Annotated in this window: 17 protein-coding genes and 1 other annotated feature; of the genes, 9 read left to right on the forward strand and 8 right to left on the reverse strand. The window is 39.5% G+C overall.

What is annotated here, in order from left to right:
• The 3 genes from ACIQ7T_RS02120 to ccpA all read left to right on the forward strand — a co-directional run.
• Positions 1-212 (forward strand): hypothetical protein (locus ACIQ7T_RS02120; RefSeq protein WP_402868331.1); only part of this gene is annotated, 212 nt, incomplete at its 5' end.
• Positions 213-348: 136 nt separating this feature from the next.
• The gene (locus ACIQ7T_RS02125; protein WP_370075783.1) at positions 349-1,434 is read left to right on the forward strand and encodes a bifunctional 3-deoxy-7-phosphoheptulonate synthase/chorismate mutase; all 1,086 of its coding nucleotides are present in this window, start codon (positions 349-351) and stop codon (positions 1,432-1,434) included.
• Between the two features lie 685 nt (positions 1,435-2,119).
• Positions 2,120-3,124 carry a catabolite control protein A gene (gene ccpA / locus ACIQ7T_RS02130; RefSeq protein WP_370075779.1) on the forward strand — a complete coding sequence of 335 codons (1,005 nt, stop codon included), beginning with the start codon at positions 2,120-2,122 and terminating at the stop codon, positions 3,122-3,124.
• 127 nt (positions 3,125-3,251) lie between these two features.
• Here ccpA and ACIQ7T_RS02135 read toward each other — a convergent pair whose 3' ends face one another.
• From ACIQ7T_RS02135 to ACIQ7T_RS02145, 3 genes are read right to left on the reverse strand one after another with little or no spacing between them, the layout of a single operon-like run.
• Complete coding sequence (locus ACIQ7T_RS02135; protein ID WP_370075777.1) at positions 3,252-4,412, reverse strand: acetoin utilization protein AcuC; 1,161 nt, start codon at positions 4,410-4,412, stop codon at positions 3,252-3,254.
• On the reverse strand, positions 4,409-5,059 hold the full coding sequence (locus ACIQ7T_RS02140) for an acetoin utilization AcuB family protein (RefSeq protein WP_370075775.1): 651 nt from the start codon (positions 5,057-5,059) through the stop codon (positions 4,409-4,411). The genes ACIQ7T_RS02135 and ACIQ7T_RS02140 overlap by 4 nt, the downstream gene beginning before the upstream one ends.
• A 24-nt stretch (positions 5,060-5,083) precedes the next feature.
• Entirely contained in the window at positions 5,084-5,716 is a 633-nt protein-coding gene (locus ACIQ7T_RS02145; RefSeq protein WP_370075773.1) for a GNAT family N-acetyltransferase, read from the reverse strand.
• A 639-nt stretch (positions 5,717-6,355) separates the two neighbouring features.
• On the opposite strand from ACIQ7T_RS02145, the gene acsA reads away from it, so the two are divergent.
• Positions 6,356-8,083, forward strand: a complete 1,728-nt coding sequence (gene acsA, locus ACIQ7T_RS02150; RefSeq protein WP_402868334.1) for an acetate--CoA ligase — start codon at positions 6,356-6,358, stop codon at positions 8,081-8,083.
• Positions 8,084-8,240: 157 nt separating this feature from the next.
• Here acsA and ACIQ7T_RS02155 read toward each other — a convergent pair whose 3' ends face one another.
• Positions 8,241-8,741, reverse strand: coding sequence for an amino acid oxidase (locus ACIQ7T_RS02155; protein WP_370075769.1), 501 nt, complete (start codon positions 8,739-8,741; stop codon positions 8,241-8,243).
• A 369-nt stretch (positions 8,742-9,110) separates the two neighbouring features.
• On the opposite strand from ACIQ7T_RS02155, the gene argC reads away from it, so the two are divergent.
• The 4 genes from argC (at position 9,111) to ACIQ7T_RS02175 (ending at position 13,462) form a co-directional block, all read left to right on the forward strand.
• Positions 9,111-10,145, forward strand: a complete 1,035-nt coding sequence (argC, locus tag ACIQ7T_RS02160; protein WP_402868337.1) for an N-acetyl-gamma-glutamyl-phosphate reductase — start codon at positions 9,111-9,113, stop codon at positions 10,143-10,145.
• 93 nt (positions 10,146-10,238) lie between these two features.
• Positions 10,239-11,471 (forward strand): bifunctional glutamate N-acetyltransferase/amino-acid acetyltransferase ArgJ, encoded by a 1,233-nt coding sequence (argJ, locus tag ACIQ7T_RS02165; RefSeq protein WP_370075765.1) that lies wholly within the window; start codon positions 10,239-10,241, stop codon positions 11,469-11,471.
• Positions 11,434-12,204: an acetylglutamate kinase gene (argB, locus tag ACIQ7T_RS02170; RefSeq protein WP_370075763.1), complete on the forward strand. Its 771-nt coding sequence runs from the start codon at positions 11,434-11,436 to the stop codon at positions 12,202-12,204. Before argJ ends, argB begins: the two co-directional genes overlap by 38 nt.
• Before the next feature lie 127 nt (positions 12,205-12,331).
• Entirely contained in the window at positions 12,332-13,462 is a 1,131-nt protein-coding gene (locus ACIQ7T_RS02175; RefSeq protein WP_402868339.1) for an acetylornithine transaminase, read from the forward strand.
• 457 nt (positions 13,463-13,919) lie between these two features.
• On the opposite strand, the gene ACIQ7T_RS02180 is transcribed toward ACIQ7T_RS02175, so the two are convergent.
• Positions 13,920-14,801: an NAD-dependent epimerase/dehydratase family protein gene (locus tag ACIQ7T_RS02180; protein ID WP_402868341.1), complete on the reverse strand. Its 882-nt coding sequence runs from the start codon at positions 14,799-14,801 to the stop codon at positions 13,920-13,922.
• Positions 14,802-14,892: 91 nt separating this feature from the next.
• Positions 14,893-18,018, reverse strand: a complete 3,126-nt coding sequence (locus ACIQ7T_RS02185) for a transglycosylase domain-containing protein (protein ID WP_370075757.1) — start codon at positions 18,016-18,018, stop codon at positions 14,893-14,895.
• 102 nt (positions 18,019-18,120) lie between these two features.
• Positions 18,121-18,324, forward strand: a binding site (T-box leader).
• 73 nt (positions 18,325-18,397) lie between these two features.
• On the opposite strand from ACIQ7T_RS02185, the gene tyrS reads away from it, so the two are divergent.
• The gene (tyrS, locus tag ACIQ7T_RS02190) at positions 18,398-19,666 is read left to right on the forward strand and encodes a tyrosine--tRNA ligase (protein WP_370075755.1); all 1,269 of its coding nucleotides are present in this window, start codon (positions 18,398-18,400) and stop codon (positions 19,664-19,666) included.
• A gap of 424 nt (positions 19,667-20,090) precedes the next feature.
• Here the strand turns inward: tyrS and ACIQ7T_RS02195 are convergent, their stop codons facing one another.
• Both ACIQ7T_RS02195 and ACIQ7T_RS02200 read right to left on the reverse strand, forming a co-directional pair.
• Positions 20,091-20,900 carry a cobalamin-binding protein gene (locus ACIQ7T_RS02195; RefSeq protein ID WP_402868344.1) on the reverse strand — a complete coding sequence of 270 codons (810 nt, stop codon included), beginning with the start codon at positions 20,898-20,900 and terminating at the stop codon, positions 20,091-20,093.
• A gap of 117 nt (positions 20,901-21,017) precedes the next feature.
• Positions 21,018-22,223, reverse strand: coding sequence for an iron-containing alcohol dehydrogenase (locus ACIQ7T_RS02200; protein WP_402868346.1), 1,206 nt, complete (start codon positions 22,221-22,223; stop codon positions 21,018-21,020).
• Between the last annotated feature and the right edge of the window lie 138 nt (positions 22,224-22,361).

Raw genomic sequence — 22,361 nt, forward strand, 5'->3', positions numbered from 1 at the left:
ACGCTTTCGCACAAAAAACATTTGTTGCTGACGCTACGCTTTCGCACAAAAAACATTTGTTGCTGACGCTACGCTTTCGCACAAAAAACATTTGTTACTGTCGCTGCGCTTTCGCACAAAAAACATTTGTTGGCCCAAAGCCTCCGGCGGATGTCACGAAACGGAAAGGAGTTCTTTATACTCGCTTCCTTTCTCGTAATATGTTAATATAATTTAGCGAGTTGAAGCGCTAAATTAAAAATGCGTGACATTCTGTGCAACATTGATTATAATGTTGCTAATATCTAAAAATGTAACATACATTTCAGAGTTCTGAAAGTGTCTGTCATGAGGAGAGGAGCAAGAAAAATGAGCCAAAAAGATTTAGAAAGCTTACGTAGTCAAATAGACGGTTTAAACTTAGAAATTCTTCGTCTAATTAACGAACGCGCAGCAGTAGTTGATGAAATCGGTAAGATTAAAGAAAAACAAGGTGTGAATCGCTATGACCCGTTACGTGAACGCCATATGCTTGATCTTATTAAAGAGCACAATCAAGGTCCATTAAACCAAATGACGGTTGATTATATATTTAAGCAAATCTTTAAAACAGCTTTAAAACAACTTGAAGCGGATAAGAAAAAAGAATTACTTGTTTCCCGTAAGAAAAAATCAGAAGATACTGTCATTAATGTGAATGGTGAGCTAATTGGCCAAGGAAAACCATCTTTCGTATTTGGACCTTGCGCTGTAGAATCATACGAACAAGTAGCGGCAGTAGCAGAATCTATTAAAGCAAAAGGTGAAAAGTTAATTCGTGGCGGCGCTTATAAACCACGTACTTCTCCATATGACTTCCAAGGTCTTGGATTAGAAGGACTTAAAATTTTAAAACGTGTGTCAGAGGAATACGGTTTAGGCGTTATTACGGAAATCGTTACACCAGGTCATTTAGAGGAAGCTTTAGATTACATCGATGTTATCCAAATTGGTGCACGTAATATGCAAAACTTCGAATTATTAAAAGCTGCGGGTGCAACAAATAAACCTGTACTTTTAAAAAGAGGCTTAGCGGCGACAATTGATGAATTCATTCACGCTGCAGAATACATTATGTCTAAAGGAAATGAGAACATCATTCTTTGTGAGCGTGGTATTCGTACTTACGAAAAAGCAACTCGTAACACATTAGATATTTCTGCTGTACCAATTTTAAAACAAGAAACGCATTTACCAGTATTTGTAGACGTAACGCATTCAACAGGTCGTCGTGATTTACTATTACCATGTGCTAAGGCAGCAATTGCTATTGGAGCTGATGGCGTTATGGCAGAGGTGCATCCAGATCCATCTGTAGCACTTTCTGATTCACAACAACAAATGGATATTCCAACATTTGATGCTTTCTACGATACACTACAAAAATTCATGAAGAGCCATGAAATCAATGCATAATTTCTTTCAGCAATTATTTTCTGTACCGAAAGCGTAGCGGCAGGTACAGAAGTCTCCCACCTCTATAGGTGGTGAGATGAATGCAGATTTAAGTTACTTTTCAGTGGGTGTCCAAACACCCGCTGAAATAGAGAAACTCAGTCTAAGAACGCCACGTCCTGTGGCAATTTATCTGTGCGAAAGCGAAGCGACAGCAACACGGTTTTATCTGTGCGAAAGCGAAGCGACAGCAACACGGTTTTATCTGTGCGAAAGCGAAGCGACAGCAACAACACACGACTGAGTGACCAACATCGGTGCTGTCGCTACGTTGCACTACGCTTTCGCGCAAAAAACATCTGTTGGCCCAAAGCCTCCGGCGGATGTCACGGAATCGGAAAGGAGTTCTTAGGGGATGTTAGCCTAAAACCATCGCATCCTTGCGATAACAGCTAACTGACCTGCATCACGTAGGCCTAAGCACAAAGCCGATTCCAGACGCAATTATGCCGGGGCATAATTGATATGTTGATAAACACCGCTTGCTTTAATCGGCAGGCGGTGTTTACTATATAGTGACAAAATAATGACTAGAAAAGTACTATTTGTACTTGGTTTTTCTTTTCATGTACATACTGCTTCTTGAAAAGAATATGAAAATTATCGTATGATAAGGCTATAAAAGGAAAAAAGGGAGGCACGTACGATGACTGTTACAATTTATGATGTTGCAAGAGAAGCAAATGTTTCTATGGCAACGGTCTCTCGTGTAGTCAATGGTAATCAAAACGTAAAACCGGCAACACGAAAAAAAGTATTAGAAGTAATTGAACGATTAGAGTATCGTCCAAACGCAGTAGCGCGTGGATTAGCAAGTAAGAAAACAACAACAGTTGGCGTGATTATCCCGGATATTGCAAATAATGTTTATGCGGAGCTGGCACGTGGTGTAGAGGATATTGCAACAATGTATCGTTACAATATTATTTTAGCCAACTCAGACCAACATGAAGATAAAGAGCTTCAGCTACTGGATACAATGCTAGGAAAACAGGTTGACGGTATTGTTATGATGAGTGATGAAGTGACTGAAAAAATGCAACAAACTATGGATCATTCACCGGTACCAATTGTGCTTGCAGGTTCAGTAGATGAATCGCAAACAATTGCGACTGTTAACATTGATTATTTCCAAGCAGCCTATGAGGCGATTACATTACTCATTCAAAATGGCCATAAGCGAATCGCTTTCGTAACAGGTCCGCTTACGTATACTATTAATGGAAAATTCAAACTTGAAGCTTATAAAAAAGCCTTACAAGACGCAGGTTTACCTATAGATGAATCACTAATCGCTGCAGAAGAATCGAGCTATGATATGGGCTTAGAGGCGTGGGAATCATTATCCTCACTTGAAAATCCTCCAACTGCTTATTTTGCAGGTAGTGATGAATTAGCAATTGGATTGATTCATGGTGCACAGGATGCAGGTAAAGATGTACCTGAGGATATCGAAGTGATCAGCTTTGAAAATTCAAAATTAGCACGCATGGTTCGTCCACAGCTAACAAGTGTCGCATTACCGCTGTATGATATCGGAGCTGTCGCAATGCGCTTGCTAACTAAATTGATGAGCAAAGAGCCTGTTGAGGACGAAGCGGTTATTTTACCTCATCGTATAGAACATCGACAGTCTGTCAAAAGTAAATAACAGTAATTAACACGTTAATCTGATAATGGATTTGCGTGTTTTTTTATAGAGAGATTGAAAGCCGAAAGTAACCGATAGAGGACTAAGGTGAAAATAAAAAGCCTCACGATTGTCGTGAGGCATAGTGTTAAACGTGTTTTTCATTGCGAATAATATGAAGCGCTTTGGTTAGCATTTGCGCGTTTTTTTCTTCAATCTCAGCCTTTCGAGGGATTGGCTCATACAATGGATTTGGATCCTCCCAAGTTGGAATAAAAGGCACTGGTGCTTCAGGCTGCCAACGATCTAACCAAGCTTGTGGTAGGGGGCCTGTTGGTAATTGCTGATCTGTCATTTCAAGCCATAGCATCGACCACGCGCGAGGCACAACACGCCAAATATCATAGCCTCCACCGCCAACGGCAATCCATTTCCCCCCACAATATTCATGTGCTAATTTATGCGCAAGCTTTGGAATTTCTCTATAAATGTTCATTGTTCCATATAAATGTGTTAATGGATCAAAATAATGTGCATCTGCGCCGTTTTGCGTTAACACAACATCCGGCTTGAAAAATTCAAAGACTTCTCGCATAGCCTTTTCATATATGTCTAGGAAACTCTCATCTTCTGTAAAAGCATCAATTGGAAAATTAAAAGAAGTGCCATAGCCTTGTCCATTCCCGCGTTCCGTAATATTACCAGTTCCGGGGAAAAGATAGCGCCCTGTTTCATGAATAGACAATGTACAAACATCTGGATCTTCATAAAAACTCCATTGCACCCCATCTCCATGATGGGCATCGGTATCTACATAAAGTACACGAGCATTGTATTTTTCCTGCAAATAGCGAATAGCTACTGTACTATCGTTATAAATACAAAAACCTGATGCACGGCCGCGGAAGCCGTGGTGTAGCCCTCCCCCTAGATTGAGGGCGTGCTCGGCTTTTCCTTCCATTACATAATCGACAGCTGTTAATGTTCCACCGACAAGCTGTGCACTTGCTTCGTGCATATTTTCAAAAATGGGTGTATCTTCGGTGCCTATGCCGTAGCTTTCACATTGTGCCTCTGAAAGCTCACCATGTCCTGCTCTTTTAACGATTTCAATATATTTTGGATCATGTGCAAGTAAAAGTTCTTCCTCTGTTGCGACACGAGCTGGAACGATATCCAAATCATCAAGAGCATCAATATTCTTTAACAAATCCATTGTAAGCGTCAAGCGTTTATGATTGAAAGGATGGGTATCTGAAAATTTATATCCGAGTTGCTCTGGCGAGTACACAAATACTGCTTTTTTCATTGTAATGAAACACCTGGTAAATTAGGCCATAATACATCAAAGCCCTCTTTACGAAGTTCTTCAATCATAGCTAGTGGATTGAGAGTTTTTACTCGGATACTTAAAATTTTATTTTGCGTATTTTCAGAGTCAGGATAAACTAAGACGCTTTGGACATTTGCATGATGTTTACGAAAAATTTTAGTAATCTCAAATAATATTCCTGGCGTATCGGATACACGAATTTCAATTTTTGAGCCAGGTTCAGTGGCACCAGTTAACTCTATGTATGTATAGAGTAAATCTGTGGTAGTGACAATCCCAACTAATTTTCCTCCGGAGACAATTGGTAAACAGCCTATTTTAGATTCATAAAAAGTAAGAGCAACCTCCTCTACGAAATCAAGAGGATGACCGACAATTGGATTTTTAATCATAATCTCTTCCACTTTTGCATTAAAAACTGGTGAATTAGGCTCATCCCGTAACGAGGAAGGCAATGCCTCTTTAATATCTCTTTCAGTGATCACCCCAAGAACATGATGCTCCTCATCTACAACTGGTAAATGACGTACTTTTTTCTCACGCATGAACTTCAGCGCTTCAACCACTGTATTTGTCGGAGCCAACGTGTAGGGCTCATTATTCATAATTTCTTCTACGATCATATACTCATCCCCTTTGTGTTGGTTTTAATACATGAAGCGATTTTTAAAGCGAAGTCTATCGAATCTTTCCATTGTCTCAGGAGGCACGCGTTTGCCTTCACGTGCCATCAGGCAGTTAGCAGGATGTGATGTGATCTCAGGGTCATCTGTAGCAAAATATTCGAAGGTGGCAGAGCCCATCATTTTCTCCATCATTTTGCGATAATCCCAAACGTTTAAACCAGTCCCTTTTAAATCCCAATGCCAATAATATTCGGTAGTGATAACAAGATAGTCTTCCATTTCATCTCCCATAAAAGATACGGCTAGTAGTGCTTTACCAGCACCTGTACCACGATAGTCTGGAATGACTTCAATAGCACCTAGCTCAATCATGTTATCAATACGATCCTCCGCCCAGCGTTCGAGTGGATCGGGATATAGATAAGTAACGTAGCCTACAATAATGTTTTCATTTCGAATAATAATAATTCGTCCTTCAGGAAGTCCTGCAATTTCTATAATGGCTTGCTGCTGTTGCTTTGGAGGTCTAAAAGCAACCAAGCCTTCGTGGAATGAATATGTCGCTAATTTTTCTGGAGGAACAGGTCCTTCCACATACACAGTACCATGCTTTGTTTCCTTTGTGACAGAAAAAAAAGTTTTTTTGTGTTCCATAATTACACCACCTGAGTTTAATAGTTCCATTATAGCTGATTTCCTGCGGAAAAACGCTACTTTTTGCAAAATATACCTGTGTTTTTAGAAAAGTGAAAATATTAAGACATTCTTAGTGATTTCGTGTAAAATATATGTATATTGCATCTGTTATTCAACAGATGAATGTAGTGTGAATAAGCATTCACTAATTTTACACTACCTTAACTGTTGTATAACAAGTGCTACATAACGTAGTTGTCTTTGGAGAAGGTGGCGGATTTTTAAGGGGGAATTAATGAAATTACGATTTAACTTCTTTCAGCAAATGTCTATTGTAGCAAAAGCGAAGCATCAGCTACAAATGTTTTTTGTAACGTAAGTGAAACGGCAGTTACAAATCACTTTTGTACCGAAAGCGTAGCGGCAGGTACAGAAGTCTCCCACTTCTATAGATGGTGAGAAGAATGCTGATGCTGAATTAAGTTACTTTTCAACGGGTATCCAAACACCTGCTGAAAGAAGTTAAAGCCTCCGGCGGATGTCATGAAATCGGCTTTGTGCAAGCACTAAGCCGATTCCGGACGCAATTATGCCGAGGCATAATTGAAAATTTGCTTACTAATATACTAAGGCGATCGCAAAGAGAGGGGTAGTTTCATGGGGATGAAAATGTTGGAGAAGTTGAATGCTTTACCGGGGCAATATAATTTGCTTGATTATGAGAAAGCAGCGGCAACACATGATTGGACAGAGACAGAAAAGGGATTCAGTTGGTATGAAACAGGGCTTGTAAATATGGCATACGAGGCAATTGATCGTCATACAGAAACGCATCGAAAAAACAAAGTTGCACTTTATTTTAATGATGGAAAGCGTAAAGAGGCTTATTCTTTCAATGAAATGAAAAAGCTGACGAATAAAGCCGCAAATGTTTTTAAGGCAGCAACAAATTTGGAAAAAGGTGATCGATTATTTATTTTTATGCCACGTTCACCGGAGCTTTATTTTTCTTTATTAGGCGCATTGAAAATGGGTGTGATTGTAGGTCCACTATTCGAGGCATTCATGGAAGGAGCTGTTTATGACAGACTTGCAGATAGCGAGGCTAAAGTATTAGTGACAACACCAGAGTTACTTGAACGTGTACCTTTAGCAAAGCTACCGCATTTGCAGCACGTCTTTTTAGTAGGATCTGAAATAGAGGAAACAACACAAATTTTAGATTTTAATAGACGCTTGAAAGAAGCATCTTCTCAATTTGATATTGAATGGATGGACAGAGAGGATGGTATGATTCTTCATTATACTTCTGGATCAACTGGAGCACCAAAGGGCGTATTGCATGTTCATAATGCAATGCTTCAACAATACCAATCAACGCAATGGGTATTAGATTTGCGTGAAGACGATATTTACTGGTGTACAGCTGATCCAGGATGGGTGACAGGCACAGCGTATGGCATTTTTGGTCCATGGTTAAATGGTGTCACAATGCTAATTGTTGGTGGGAGATTTTCACCACAAGCTTGGTACCAAGCTATTGAGGATTATAGTGTAACAGTTTGGTATAGTGCACCAACTGCTTTCAGAATGTTAATGGGTGCTGGTAGTGGTATGCTTGAGAACTATGATCTATCTTCGGTACGTCACATTTTATCTGTTGGTGAGCCGTTAAATCCAGAGGTAATTCGTTGGGGGACTGATGAGTTAGGTCAACGCATTCATGATACGTGGTGGATGACAGAAACTGGTGCGCATATGATTTGTAACTATCCCTCTATGGATATTAAGCCAGGCTCAATGGGTAAACCATTACCAGGTATTCATGCGACGATTGTTGATGATGCGGGTAATGAAGTACCACCTTTTACAATGGGGAATTTAGCGGTTCGACGTGGTTGGCCTGCAATGATGCGTCAAATTTGGGGAAATCCAGAGCGTTATGAATCCTATTTCTTAAAAGGTGAATGGTATGTGTCTGGGGACTCTGCCTATATGGATGATGATGGCTACTTCTGGTTCCAGGGGCGTGTAGATGATGTTATTATGACAGCTGGTGAGCGGGTAGGTCCTTTCGAGGTAGAAAGTAAGCTACTAGAGCACCCCGATATAGTAGAGGCAGGGGTGATTGGAAAGCCAGATCCTGTCCGAGGTGAAATTATTAAAGCCTTTGTATCATTACGTGAGGGAGTTGAACCTTCAGATGCATTGATAGAGGATATTCGTAATTTTGTTAAGAAGGGCTTATCTGCACACGCAGCACCACGTGAAATCGAATTTAAGGATAAGCTACCAAAAACACGCAGTGGTAAGATTATGCGTCGTGTGTTAAAGGCGTGGGAGTTAAATTTACCAACTGGTGATTTATCTACGATGGAAGATTAATTATATGAAGCAGGAATTTATTCGGTCGACGAAAAATTCCTGCTTTCTTTTTTAAAAAGCGCTGTTTAACTTGAGTATTTTTTTCTCAAATGAAAAGCGTATTCGAGAATTTTCGAATACGCTGGTTTTCTGATGGAAAATACATGAAAATATACCTTTATAATGTTTCGATCTTTTGGAAAATATCTTTGTAAAGGATATCTAACTCTTTTTCACCTTTTAAATAGAAATACCAAGCATCTTCTCTATTTGCATCGTTATCAGATAAATAAATTGTTGTATGAGATCTATTATTTAATGATTCCCAATGAGCTGTTTCATAGGTAACCCCTTCTCTTGTAAATGGAAAATGACGTTTTGTTGAATCAAAAAAAATAATTGGCATTTTAGAATTATTATAAACTTTAACAAATCTATCATCTGATGCTTCTTCAAACATCACTGGTGTTATCATAACAGCATCAAAATTTGTTGAAATATGCAATGTATCTTCACTAAAATCATCTAATGAAATTGGTTCGAAATGAATTTTTTCGTTATTTAATTCAGGAATATCACCAACTACAGCAATTTTTAAAGGTGCTCCATCATATTTAACTTCATCATTTGAACACGCAACTAATAATAACAAACTCAATATTAAAAAAATTTTTTTCAAATTTATATTCCCCTTTTTCATAATCCCGTCCTTTTATTAACCAAGGTTACTTATGTTTCTTTCATTATATATTATCATTCTACAAATATTCCCAAAAACTTTGTTATTATCATTTTTTTCTTAATGGTATCTTTATTGGGTATAAGCAATTTTCCACCGCAAATGCACGAAAAGAATGTTCATCAGAATCAAACGCAAATGAATCCAAGAAATTAGACCATGCCAAATACTCGTCTAGTTCTTCAAATTTTGTCTTAAAATCAATTACTCAATAAATATTGCGAAAAATTCAGATATAAATAAAAATTCAGTTGACTTAATAAATATGCAGACGTATACTAATTTTAACTTATTTCAGAGGTGAGTGCATTGAAAGTAGGAATTGTTGGTGCAACCGGATATGGTGGCTTAGAACTTATTCGATTTTTACATAATCATAAAGCGGTGGAACGGATCGATTTATTCACATCTTCAGAAGAAGGCGTAAATTTTTCTTCTAAGTTTGGTCATCTTGTTAATATTGCCGATACACCTTTACAAAAAATTGATTATGGGGCTTTGGAGAAATTTGATGTTGTTTTTACAAGTACACCTTCAGGGGTGACAAGTGAGTTATTACCTCCATTGGTAGGGAAAGGTCCTAAATTAATAGACTTGTCTGGTGACTTCCGTTTACAAGATCCAGCGAGTTATAAAGCATGGTACGGTAAAAAAGCTGCGCCATTAGAATTTATTCAACAAAGTGTATATGGCTTAACTGAATGGAATGCAGAAAATGTTCAACATGCTCCTCTTATCGCAAATCCAGGGTGTTATCCAACAGCCGTTTTACTTTCGTTGTTACCATTGCTAAAAGAACGATTGATTGATTCGAGCTTTTTAGTGATTGATGCGAAAAGTGGGATTTCTGGGGCTGGGAATAAACCATCGCAAACAACGCATTTTAGTGAGACCAACGAAAGCTTTTCAATCTATAAAACGAATACACATCAGCATATACCGGAAATCGAGCAGGCCATTTCAATGTTCGCGGGGGTTGATACAACCATATCTTTTAATACTCATTTAGTGCCAATGACTAGAGGGATTTTATCTACCTCATATGCACCTGTTATGTCTGGTGTTACAGAGAAGCAGCTAGTTGCTTGTTTACAGAGTGCCTATGAAAAGCATCCGTTTGTGCGGATTGTTACAGATGTAAATAGTCTAGGAACAAACCGCGTTAAAGGTTCGAACTATTGCGACATTTCGGTGAAAGTTGATAGCCGTACGAATCGTGCCACAATTGTTGGCGTTATCGATAATTTAGTCAAAGGGGCTGCAGGGCAAGCCATTCAAAATATGAACGTTCAATTTGATTTACCACAAACGACAGGATTAGATGTCGTTCCGTTCTTTCTGTAACTTATTTCAGCGAATCTTTTATGTAGCGAAAGCAGAGCGTCAGCTACTCTTTATATGCCAAGGAAAATTGATTAACTAAGGAGGAAAAATTTTATGACATTAATAGCATCCACGAGTATTATGAAAAAATTATCAAGTAAAAATATTGTTTCACCAAAGGGCTTTAAAGCTGCGGGTTTACATTGTGGTTTAAAGCATAAGAAAAAAGATTTAGCTGTGTTAGTTAGTGAAGTACCCGCAAGTGTAGCAGGTGTCTTTACAACGAACGCTGTACAGGCAGCACCATTAAAAGTAACGAAAGAGGTTGTGTATACAACGAAGAAAATGCAGGCGATGATTGTCAACTCCGGAAATGCAAATGCTTGTACAGGAAAGCAAGGAGCGAAGGATGCACAAACAATGCAGGCCCTCATGGCAGAAAAGCTAGGTATCGGGGCAAATTTAGTAGGTGTTTGCTCAACGGGTGTCATCGGTGAAATTATGAATATGGAGCCACTGGCAAATGGGATTTATCAGTTAGAGCCAAAGGATAATTTAGAAAGTGCTATTGATTTTGCACAAGCGATTATGACAACAGATACGGTTATGAAAAACACAAGTTACAGTACTATTGTTGATGGCAAAGAGATTATTATCGCTGGTGTTGCAAAAGGGTCAGGTATGATTGAACCAAATATGGCAACGATGCTAGGTTTTATTACGACAGATGCAAATATTGAATCAGATGTGCTACAGGCTACCTTATCTGATATAACAAATATGACTTTCAATGCAATTACAGTGGATGGGGATACATCTACAAATGACACAGTAGTTGTAATGGCAAACGGCTTAGCAGGAAATGTAGCTTTAACTCCTGACCATCCAGATTGGCAAAACTTCTATTATACATTGAAAACAGTAGCTGAAGACTTAGCGAAAATGATTGCCAAAGATGGTGAGGGGGCAACGAAGCTAATTGAGGTTGAAGTTGAAGGGGCGTTTTCGGATGAAGAAGGACGTAAAATTGCTAAAACGGTAGTTGGTTCACCACTTGTGAAAACGGCAGTATTTGGCTGTGATGCAAACTGGGGACGTATTATTGCCGCTGTAGGCTATAGTGGCGCAACAGTTGATCCAGAAAAAATTACGATCCAAATTGGCGGTGTTACGATGGTTGAAAACGGTGAGCCGATTCCATTTTCGGAGGATGGGTTAATTCAAATTTTAAAAATGCATGAAGTGAAAATCTATGTGTCGCTTGGTATTGGGGAAGGCAAGGGGCATGCTTGGGGATGTGATCTAACTTATGACTACGTTCAAATCAATGCCTCATACCGCTCGTAAACGAATGGTCATTAAGCTTGGTGGAAGTACGTTAGAGGGCTTAAATGAGTCGTTTTTTGAGAATTTTAAAAAACTCCAAGAAAGCGGCATAGAGCTTATTATTACCCATGGTGGTGGTCCAGCTATTAACCGTGAACTAGCGGTGCGCGGAATAGAATCACATGCTTTAAATGGTATTCGTGTCACGAGTGAAGCTGCAATGGATATTGTACAGTCAACGTTAATAGGAAAGGTCAATCCTGCGCTTGTTCATGAATTAACGACTTCTGGCATTGCTGCGATTGGATTAAACGGCTTCGATGGTCAGTTAATTGTAGCGGATTATCTAGATAAAGACGTATACGGTTTTGTTGGTGAAGTGAAAACCGTCAACACATTTTTGCTAGAAGCAATAATTAGTGCTGGGGTTGTACCGGTTATTGCTTGCGTGGGATCAGATGAACATGGTCAGGCATTAAATATTAATGGAGATACGGTAGCAAGTGAAATAGCGCTAGCAATAGATGCAGATAGCTTATTACTTGTAACGGATGTAAGTGGTATTCGCATTAACGATGAATATCAATCGAAAGCAACACCTTCTTTCATCAATCAATGGATTGAGGAGGGGCATATTTATGGAGGGATGATACCTAAAGTTAATGGAGCTCTCGAATGCTTAAGTGCAGGCATTCCATCAGTGCAAATTGTTGGAGAATCCTTAGTAGGTACGACGATTTTATCTGGGGGATGAAGAAAGCAAATTAGTAAAAGTCATTCTTCTTTATAGTTTAAGAGTGACCTTTCAATGGCATAGAGGTAGCAATATAGTTATTTAGAGAAGAAGATTGTTATAGCCAAAATTAGTAGGAGTTGATAAAATGAGTGCTTTATTTGGAAACTATGGCAAACGCCGCGCCCAAATTGTCAAAGGGCAAGGAACTGTTGTAGAAGATTCGGCTGGGAAAAAATATTTAGATTTTACAAGTGGAATTGCTGTAGTGAGTCTTGGTCATGCACATCCTGCAATCGTGGAGGCTGTTCATGATCAAAGTAAAAAGCTTTTGCATATTTCTAATTTATTTGATATTCCCGGTCAGGAGAAGGTTGCGCAAAAATTAATAGCAGATACACATTTTTCTTATGCATTTTTCTGTAATAGTGGTGCGGAAGCAAATGAAGCGGCCATTAAGCTTGCTCGTAAGCATACAGGGAAAAATCATATTATTACTTTTGAAAAATCTTTTCATGGGCGAACTTTTGGAGCGATGTCCGCAACAGGTCAGAGCAATATACATAATGGCTTCGGACCGCTTGTTGAAAAATTTACGATTCTTCCTTTTAATGATGTGTCAGCACTTGAAGCAACGATTGACGATTCTGTTGCGGCAATTATGCTAGAAATGATTCAAGGTGAGGGCGGTGTTAACAGTGTATCACCAGAATTCGCAGCAGCAATCGCTAAAGTCTGTGACGACAAAGGAATATTACTAATCATCGATGAAGTTCAAACAGGTATTGGACGAACAGGAACAAGATATGCCTATGAGCAAACGATTTTAAAGCCAAATATCGTGACATTGGCAAAAGGGCTAGGTGGTGGATTCCCAGTCGGTGGGATGCTTGGAACAGCCGAGCTATATGATTCATTTGGTCCTGGCACACATGGGACAACATTCGGTGGGAACCCACTTGCGATGAGTGTTGCTGAAACCGTGCTTAATCATGTTTTTGAACCTGCTTTTTTACAAAATGTGCAGCAGCAATCTTCGTATTTTGTTAAGCAGTTGAAAGAGAATCTACCGACTACGTATACGGTACAGGGTCAGGGCTTACTTCTTGGCATTGGTTGTGGCGATACTGAGGTAGCCTCGTATATAGCTGCAGCAGAGGAAAACGGCTTATTATTAGTAGGAGCAGGACCAAATGTTATTCGTCTACTACCACCATTAACCGTTTCAAAAGCAGAGATCGATGAAGCAGTTGCAATATTAAAAACGATACTGTTATAGTATTAGGTCAATTAATTACGATGAAAATGAATCTGCTAGACTTTCTTTGGAGAAGTCTAGCAGATTTTTAATGGCTTATCATCGGAAGTTTGGGATGACATTTTGTTAAAACAAATGCCATATGAATAAGTTGATTGGAGTGGAGGCTGGGCGACTCCTTGGGGATTAGCGGATAGGGGAACGAAGGCTAAAACCATCACGTCCTGTGATAACGCCTTCGTGACCAACATCGGTGCTGTTGCTGTCGCTTCGTTGCACTACGCTTTCGCGCAAAAGACATCTGTTGGCCCGAGACCCTGGCCCGAGACCCTGGAGCGAGCAACGCGAGTGAAGCGGCTCATCGGACGCCCCCAGGAAGCTCTGCTCTGCGCGAAAGCGAAGCGTCAGCAACAAAGCGCCCAGTCGGAACGGAAATCAACCTCACATTATGGTGATAAGTTTTTTATTTAGTGAAATCCTATTGTAATTCTTTTACTAATGTTTTCACTAGAGTAGGGAGCCAATCATGAAGTTGACTAAATGCAAAGCCTGCAGCCTCCGCCTTTGTAGTTGTCATATACCAATCTGCAGGAACTCCATACGGTGACTGCGACATTTCATCACCACCTACTAGTGAAATTTTCGCATGCTTTCCGGTTGTTTCTTCAATAAGCCCCAGCAAATCCTTTAATGAAATTGCACCCGTAGCTGTTGCATTATAAGGTCCTTCAATTGGTGTAATGCCAGCAAAATATAAAAATGCTGCTGCTTCGTCATCCGTAATAAAGCTCATCTTTGCTTCAATATTTGGTAATGAAATAGGCTGGTCCTGTAAAATTCGTTCAATGTGAAAATGTAAACGGCGTGTATAGTCGTTCTCCCCCATAACAATCGGGAAACGTACAGCGACAACAGGGAACGTGGCCTCTTTGAAAAGTACTGCCTCTGCTTGACGCTTACCCTCACCATACGAAAAATCTTCACGATTCCCCATCCGAACTTCATAATCATATGGATTAAAATCTTCTTCAGTTTTGACAATGCTGTCTATTTCGTAGGTGGATAGAGTAGATGTGAAAACGAGCTTTTTCGTTTTACCTTCTAAAATTTCACATATTTTATGAGCTTCGTTAGGAGAATAGCAAATATTATCATAGACAATATCCCATGTTGTACCTGATAGTGCCTGTGACAACGAATCGGCATCATCTCGATTAACAATTAGCTGCTTCACCTTTGTGCCAAAAGGATTTCCACTTTGTCCACGTGTTAAAATAGTTACGCTATGCCCATTTTGAAGATAGAGTTCAACAAGCTTTTTACCAAAAAAACGAGTGCCTCCTAAAACTAAAATGTTCAATTATTTCCACCCCTTCAAATTAGTAGTCCCCTTTATAATGACAAAAAAACAGGCATACTACAATTACTTTGTAGTATGCCATGCCTGTTTATTATTGGGTAGGTGGTGGATTAGTCGGTGGAGTTGTATTTCCGTTGTCTCCTCCGTTAGAGCCATTTCCGGTGTTTCCGGAACCATTACCGTTATTTGAACTATTACCGTTATTTGAGCCATTTCCGGTATTTCCGGAACCACTGCCGTTATTCGAGCCGTTTCCGGTATTTCCGGAACCACTGCCGTTATTCGAGCCGTTTCCGGTATTTCCAGAACCACTACCGTTATTCGAGCCGTTTCCATTGTTTGAGCTATTCCCGTTACTACCATCTGACCCATTGCCATTTTCCGAACCGTTTCCGTTTTGGTTTGAGTCTTCGCCGTTAGTAGGTGGGGTAGTTGGTGGAACATTTTCTTCCTTGTCTTTTTCAGGTTGTTTTTCATTCGCACTACCACCAGTAGAAACGACATTGGATTGCGCTGAAGTTAAACCTGTAATATCTACAGCGACAACAACATAGGCTTGCCCACTTGCTACAGTCATGCTTTGTGATGATTCAAGCACTGATCCGACAAGCGTTCTACCGCCGTTTGTTACTTTATAAACTCGGTAACCGACTACATCATTTGAAGAGCCTGTCCAAGATAATGTATTACCATTAATTGAAGCAGTTACTGCTGCTGGCGCATTGTTATCTGCCGGGAAATCAACGGCTGATACCGATGAATTCGATAATGTTGAATTTTTTGGTAATAGGCTGGCTGGGTTACCACCAAGTCTGCCTAACATTCGTTTAATGAATGCTTGATTAATACCTGCACCACCTGGTTTTACAAATTCTGATGGTGTGTTAGGAAGTGCATTATAGGTTTTACCTTTAATCGTAACAACGCTTGCGGAAGCTAAGCTATCATCAGGCTGTGAAGGTAAAAATACTTTTGCGTTAAACAAGTCAGAGCGCACGAGGCCAGCATTAGCACATGCTGCTGAAGGCGCTAAACCAGAAATACCACAGAATGATGCTGTAACAACGTTTTTCGGTTGCGTAAATCTAGTTTTAGGGGCAATTAATTGTGGATCGACATCATACACAGAATTCATTAATGTTCCCCATAGCTTGTTAATTCGCACGCTAGGCCGTTGATACGTATTATTAAATGCATCTAGTGTTTCATTTTTATCATAACCCATCCATACACCAAGAGAAACATTCGGGTTATAACCAACAAACCAAACGTCTTTATAATTTTGTGAAGTACCTGTTTTAGCAGCAAAGTCAGAAGAGAATTTAAGTGTATTTCTTGCAACTGTACCAGTACCTTTTGTTAACACATCTCGTAACATATCTGTAACGATATAAGAAGTTTCAGGACTAAACACTTGTTCAGGTTTAACTTCGTGTTTATATATAATATTTCCATTTTGGTCTTCAATTCTATCAATCATATAAGAGTCAATGAATTGTCCGCTGTTTGCAAAAGTTGCAAAGGCATTGGTGTTCTCTTCAACAGTAATACCTTCTTCTATGGCCCCAATACTAGCTGCAGGGTTTGTGAAGTCCTTAGGCTTTAAGGTTGTGATTCCCATCTTTACTAAATAATCGGCAGGACGTCTGTTAAGAATACTATAATATAGACGTATAGCTGATAAGTTTTGTGAATCTGCTAATGCCTCACGTGCAGGGATTAGTCCTCGTTCATCATTAGTATTATAGTTTGTTGGGCTCCATCCGGGAATAGAGAATTTTACGTCGACTAATGGGCTACCTGCACCGATTACACCGTATTCTATGGCAGGTGCATATACGAGTAGTGGCTTCATTGTTGAACCATTTGAACGTTTTGCCTGTGTAGCATAGTTATATTTTTTCAATTCAAAGTCACGACCACCGACAAAGCTTAAAATACGTCCGGTAGTATTTTCAATTAAAATACTTCCAACCTGTACAGGCATTTGAACATCAATTTCTTCACCTGTTACAGGGTCTTTGTCTTTGACGGTGTAAGTATGACCGTAATTTTGAAAGTTTTCCGCTGCTTTTTGCATCGCATCGTACATATCTTTATTAATAGTTGAATAGATGCGATAACCTTTTGAGCGGACATCACGATCTGCTAGGATCGTATACTTATCTTTTAATTTTTTTTCATTTTTTAAGCGTTCTGGATCAATACCATCTTCTACTGCTAGTTTTTCAGCAATAATTTCTGTCGCACGACTTTCAAGCTCATATGTTAGCCATGGGTAGCGATCTTCCGCTCGCATCTCTGGTGAACGGAAGTCAGCAGTAATATCATAAGCGAGTGCTTCTTTATATTGAGCCTCGTTAATGTAACCTGCGTCTTTCATGCGAAAAAGTACAGTTTTCATACGATCAATACCCTGTTGAAGAGCTTCTTTACTTTTAAGTGCACCCGTATTTGTAAAAGGTGTGTAAGTAAAAGGTGCTTGAGGAATACCAGCTATATACGCTGCTTGAGGAAGCGTTAAATCCTTTGCTTTTACATTGAAAATACCTTCAGCAGCTGTTTCAACTCCTGCGATGTTTCGACCAGAAGAGTTACGCCCATAAGGAATTATGTTTAAATAGGCCTCTAAAATTTCTTCCTTTTTCATAAAGTGCTCTAAACGCATCGCAAGTAAAAGTTCTTTTGCTTTTCGCTCATAAGATACTTCGTTTGTTAATACTTGGTTTTTTATAAGTTGCTGTGTTAGTGTAGAACCACCAGTTTGAGTGGAAGAGTTTGTGACGTCTTGAAGTAGCCCTCGGATGACAGCTTTTGGAACTATTCCGCTATGTTCACGGAAATACTCGTCCTCTGTCGCTAATACCGCATTAATAACATCAGGTGCGATATTGTTTAATGTTGTTGTTCGACGGTCTAAATCTGTACGTAATTTTCCGATATAAATATCGTTAGCAAAATAAATCTCACTTGTTGAATCGTAGTTGAAAATTTCATTTCGTAATTCTTGCTTTGAGCGTAGTGGCTCTTCTTTTACAAGTGACGCAAAATAGCCAGCGCCAACTGAACCGGCAAATACAGTACCTACCAATGCAAAGACTAAAAATAGTAAAAATAAGTTCCAGGTAACACTTCCTGAAATACGTAATTTCTTCATCCATTTTTGTTGAATTAATTCATCGATCTTTGCATTGATTTTCTCAATCCAATCTTTCAATGTATCGACCTCCTAAAATCTTGTCTATTATAGCACATATTGATTTAGGTCGAACATAATTATTGACAATGAAAAAGAATCGTTTAGAATAATGCTTATAGTTTTCTAGCGAAGAAGAGCTTGCAGTAGTGTCTATATTCCCTGTTTAGAGAGCCGGCGGTTGGTGAAAGCTGGTCATAATGTAGAGACGAATTACGTGCTTGGAGCTTAGACGTGCGCGCCTGCGATAAAGGCGGTTGAATGAAGAGGAAGATGGATGACATCTTCAAGCCGGGTGGTACCGCGTTAGTTTATAACGTCCCTGCATGCAATGTTTTGCGTGTAGGGACTTTTTTGTTTCTCCCTACACGGAATTATTAAACACTTAGGAGGAATAAAAATGACGAACGAATTATTACAAGACTTAGAATGGCGCGGATTGTTGTACCAACAAACTGATGCTGAAGGTATGACGAAATTATTAGATGAACAATCTGTATCTTTGTACTGTGGTGTTGATCCAACTGCGGATTCTATGCATATTGGGCATATTGTGCCTCTTTTAACGCTACGTCGATTCCAAAAAGCAGGTCACCGTCCAATTTTATTAGTTGGTGGTGCGACTGGTATGATTGGAGATCCATCTGGTCGCTCTGAAGAACGCCAATTACAAACAGTTGAGCAAATTGATAAAAATGTTCAAGGTATCCGTAGTCAATTAGAGCGTATTTTTGATTTTGCAGAAGATGGTAATGGTGCACAATTAGTGAATAACCGTGACTGGATTGGCAATATAAATACGATTGAGTTTTTACGTGATTACGGGAAATTAATTAACGTGAATTACATGTTAGCAAAGGATACGATTGCATCACGCCTTGATACAGGGATTTCATTTACTGAGTTTGCGTATACTTTAATTCAAGGTATTGATTACAATCATTTATACAACCATTACAACTGCCGTATTCAAGTAGGTGGCTCTGACCAGTGGGGGAATATTACAACAGGTTTAGAAGTTATTCGTAAAACACATGAGGAAGAGACAAAAGCCTTCGGTATCACAATTCCGTTAGTAACGAAAGCAGACGGTACGAAATTTGGTAAAACAGCGGGTGGTGCTGTATGGTTAGATAGTAAGAAAACATCTCCATACGAGTTCTACCAATTCTGGATTAATGCTGCGGATGCTGACGTTGTAAAATACTTAAAAATCTTCACATTCCTTTCTCGTGAAGAAATTGAAGCATTAGCAGTATCTGTAGAAGAGGAACCACATTTACGTAAGGCGCAAAAAGCACTAGCTGAAGAAATGACTCGCTTAATTCATGGTCAAGAAGCATTAGACCAAGCGATCCGCATTACAGCTGCTTTATTCTCTGGAGACTTAAAAGCACTTTCTGCTGATGAAATGAAAGATGCGTTTAAAGATGTTCCTTCTATTGAATTGGCGAAAGAAGATAAAAACATTGTGGACTTATTAGTGGAAGCGGGTATTTCACCTTCAAAACGTCAAGCTCGTGAAGACGTAACAAATGGTGCGATTAGCGTGAACGGTGAAAAAGTCACTGAATTAGAATATGTAATCGACGGCAAAGATCGTTTAGAAGATGCATTCAGCATTGTTCGTCGCGGCAAGAAAAAATACCATATGGTGAAGTTTGTTTAACTCAGACTTATACAACAAGACATCCCCTCAATATTTGAGGGGATGTTTCGTTTTGTTGAAAATAAAGTATGGCACCTCGGCAAAACGAGGGGGTAATTTCCGTTCCGGCTGGGCGCTTTCCTGGGGGCGTCCGATGAGCCGCTTCACTTCACTGCAGGGTCTCGGGCCAACAGGATGTTGGTCACGAAGGCGTTATCACAGGACGTGATGGTTTTAGCCTTCGTTCCCCTATTGCTAATCCCTATGGAGTCGCCCGGTCTCCACTCCAAACAACCACTTCACATAGCATGTATCTTCTGGCATGTCATAGTTATAAGACGAAACTCTATCAATGTTTTACCTGCGCGAAAGCGAGTAGCATAGAACCGAAATCACTCTCATTTAAAGTGCCACAATATTAACAAAGACTTCGTTGACATTTCTTTTAGCTATCTAAAAAACTAGGAAGCTTTACGTGCTTATATTCTTCGGGGTGAAGCATATTCGCTAGCTTTAATGCACCCTCTATAAGACGTGGTGATGGGCGACAATAAAGCCATTCCTCCATTACGTGAAGCTGTTTCGTTTTAACGGCTTGAAGCTCCTGCGCATGTGCACGCTTCAATAAATTAGCCGGTTGAATACGCTCAAAAGCAACTCCTACCCAAGCCATCATAATATAGTCTGGGTCGCGCTTTACTACATCTGCCCAATCAGTTTGCACGCTTGCTAGTTCTACATCTTGAAACAGATTTTGCCCACCAGCAATGGCACTAATTTCAGTTAGCCAATTTATTTTACCTGGCGTAAAGATAGGGTTTGGCCACCACTCCCAATAGAGAGTAGGCTTTTTAGGAATCGTTTTAGCAATTGTGCGAAGACGATCGATACATTGTAAATATTCCTCAGAGATTTCTTTTGCACGCCCTTCAACTCCACAGGCTTTACCTAAAGTATGGAGATCCTGTGCGATTTCCTCTAATGAATTAGCATTAAAAACGATATGGGGAATATTTCTAGCTTGTAACGCTTCAATATTTTTTTCCATGCCAGGGACACTTAAGGATGCGAGTACAAGATCAGGCTGCAATGCCTCTAATGCATCCATATCAATTGATAAATCTGGGCCAAGCTGAGGTAAGTTTTTTACTGCTAATGGCCAATCCGAAAAATCATCGACACCAACAAGTTGATCAGTCAGACCTAAATAAGCAACAAGCTCGGTATTACTAGGACATATTGATATTAAACGCATCTTCTTATCTCCAATTCTTTTTAAGAAAAGTATAGCGAGTGTTGGAGTCACATACAATGACAGAATGTTTTCCTCAATAAAAAAGGCATGCCAAGAGACATGCCTTCTGATTACTTATTAAGAAAGTGCGATAGCTTCGAGTGATTCTTCTTTTTTTGCTACAGGACCCATCGCATTTGTAATAATTTGTTTAATGTCTTCTAACGTTGCTTTACGTGGGTTTGTTGAAGCACATACATCTAACATTGCATTTTTCGCTAAGATTTCAATATCCTCATCCTTCGCACCTAATTCGCGGAAGCCACTTGGAATGTTCAAATCGCTAGAAAGATTTTCAATTGCTGTAATTGCTTTCTCGGCAGCATCACGTTTACTTAATCCTTCAACGTTTTCACCTAACAATTCAGCGATTTTTGCAAAACGCTCAGTACGTGCTGTTAAGTTAAAGCGGCAAACATGAGGCAATAAAATAGCATTACATACACCATGTGGTAGATTATAGAAGCCGCCTAATTGATGAGCAATTGCATGTACATAGCCAAGTGAAGCGTTATTAAACGCCATGCCTGCTAAAAATTGTGCGTAAACCATTTGTTCACGCGCTTCTAAATCAGCACCGTTTGCATAGGCACGTGGTAAATATTCAGGAACTAGCTGAAGTACCTTTTCAGCGCAAGCGTCAGTAATTGGTGTTGCGTTTGTCGATACAAATGATTCAATTGCATGTGTTAATGCATCTAAACCAGTTGCCGCTGTTAGAGCAGGAGGTAAGCCAATCATTAGCTCTGGGTCATTAATTGATAGTAGTGGAGTAACATGTTTGTCTACAATGGCCATCTTCACTTTACGAGTTGTATCCGTGATAATCGTGAAGCGAGTCATTTCACTTGCTGTACCAGCAGTTGTGTTAATAGCGATTAATGGCACCAATGGGTTTTGTGATTTGTCAACGCCCTCGTAATCATGAATGCGTCCACCATTCGAAGCAATAAGTCCGATACCTTTCGCTGCATCGTGTGCGCTACCTCCTCCAAGAGAAATGATCGAATCACAGTTTTCAGCATGATACACTGTAATCCCATCTTCAATGTTTTGATCTGTTGGATTTGGTTCTGCTTTCGGGAAAATTGCTACATCAATTCCAGCAGCTATAATGATGTTAGCAATTTGTTCAGAGAGACCTAGTTTGTGTAAGCCCTCATCTGTTACGATTAATGTCTTTTTCACTTCTAAATCATTTAAGCGTTTACCAACTTCTTGAATTGCTCCAGGTCCAAATAAGTTTGTTTTCGGCATAACAAATTGCTTTAGAACGTCTGACATATTTCCAACCCCTTTAAAAAAATTGTTATTGCTTGAATGATGGCGAACCACCTTTCGAAATTCATAGTATTCTATTTTTTGTAAAAGTTCAACTCGTATTTTTATTAAAATTGTTAATTTTAATCGTGTTATTATTTT

Source organism: Lysinibacillus sp. NPDC096212, from assembly GCF_044763105.1.
GTDB lineage: Bacteria > Bacillota > Bacilli > Bacillales_A > Planococcaceae > Lysinibacillus.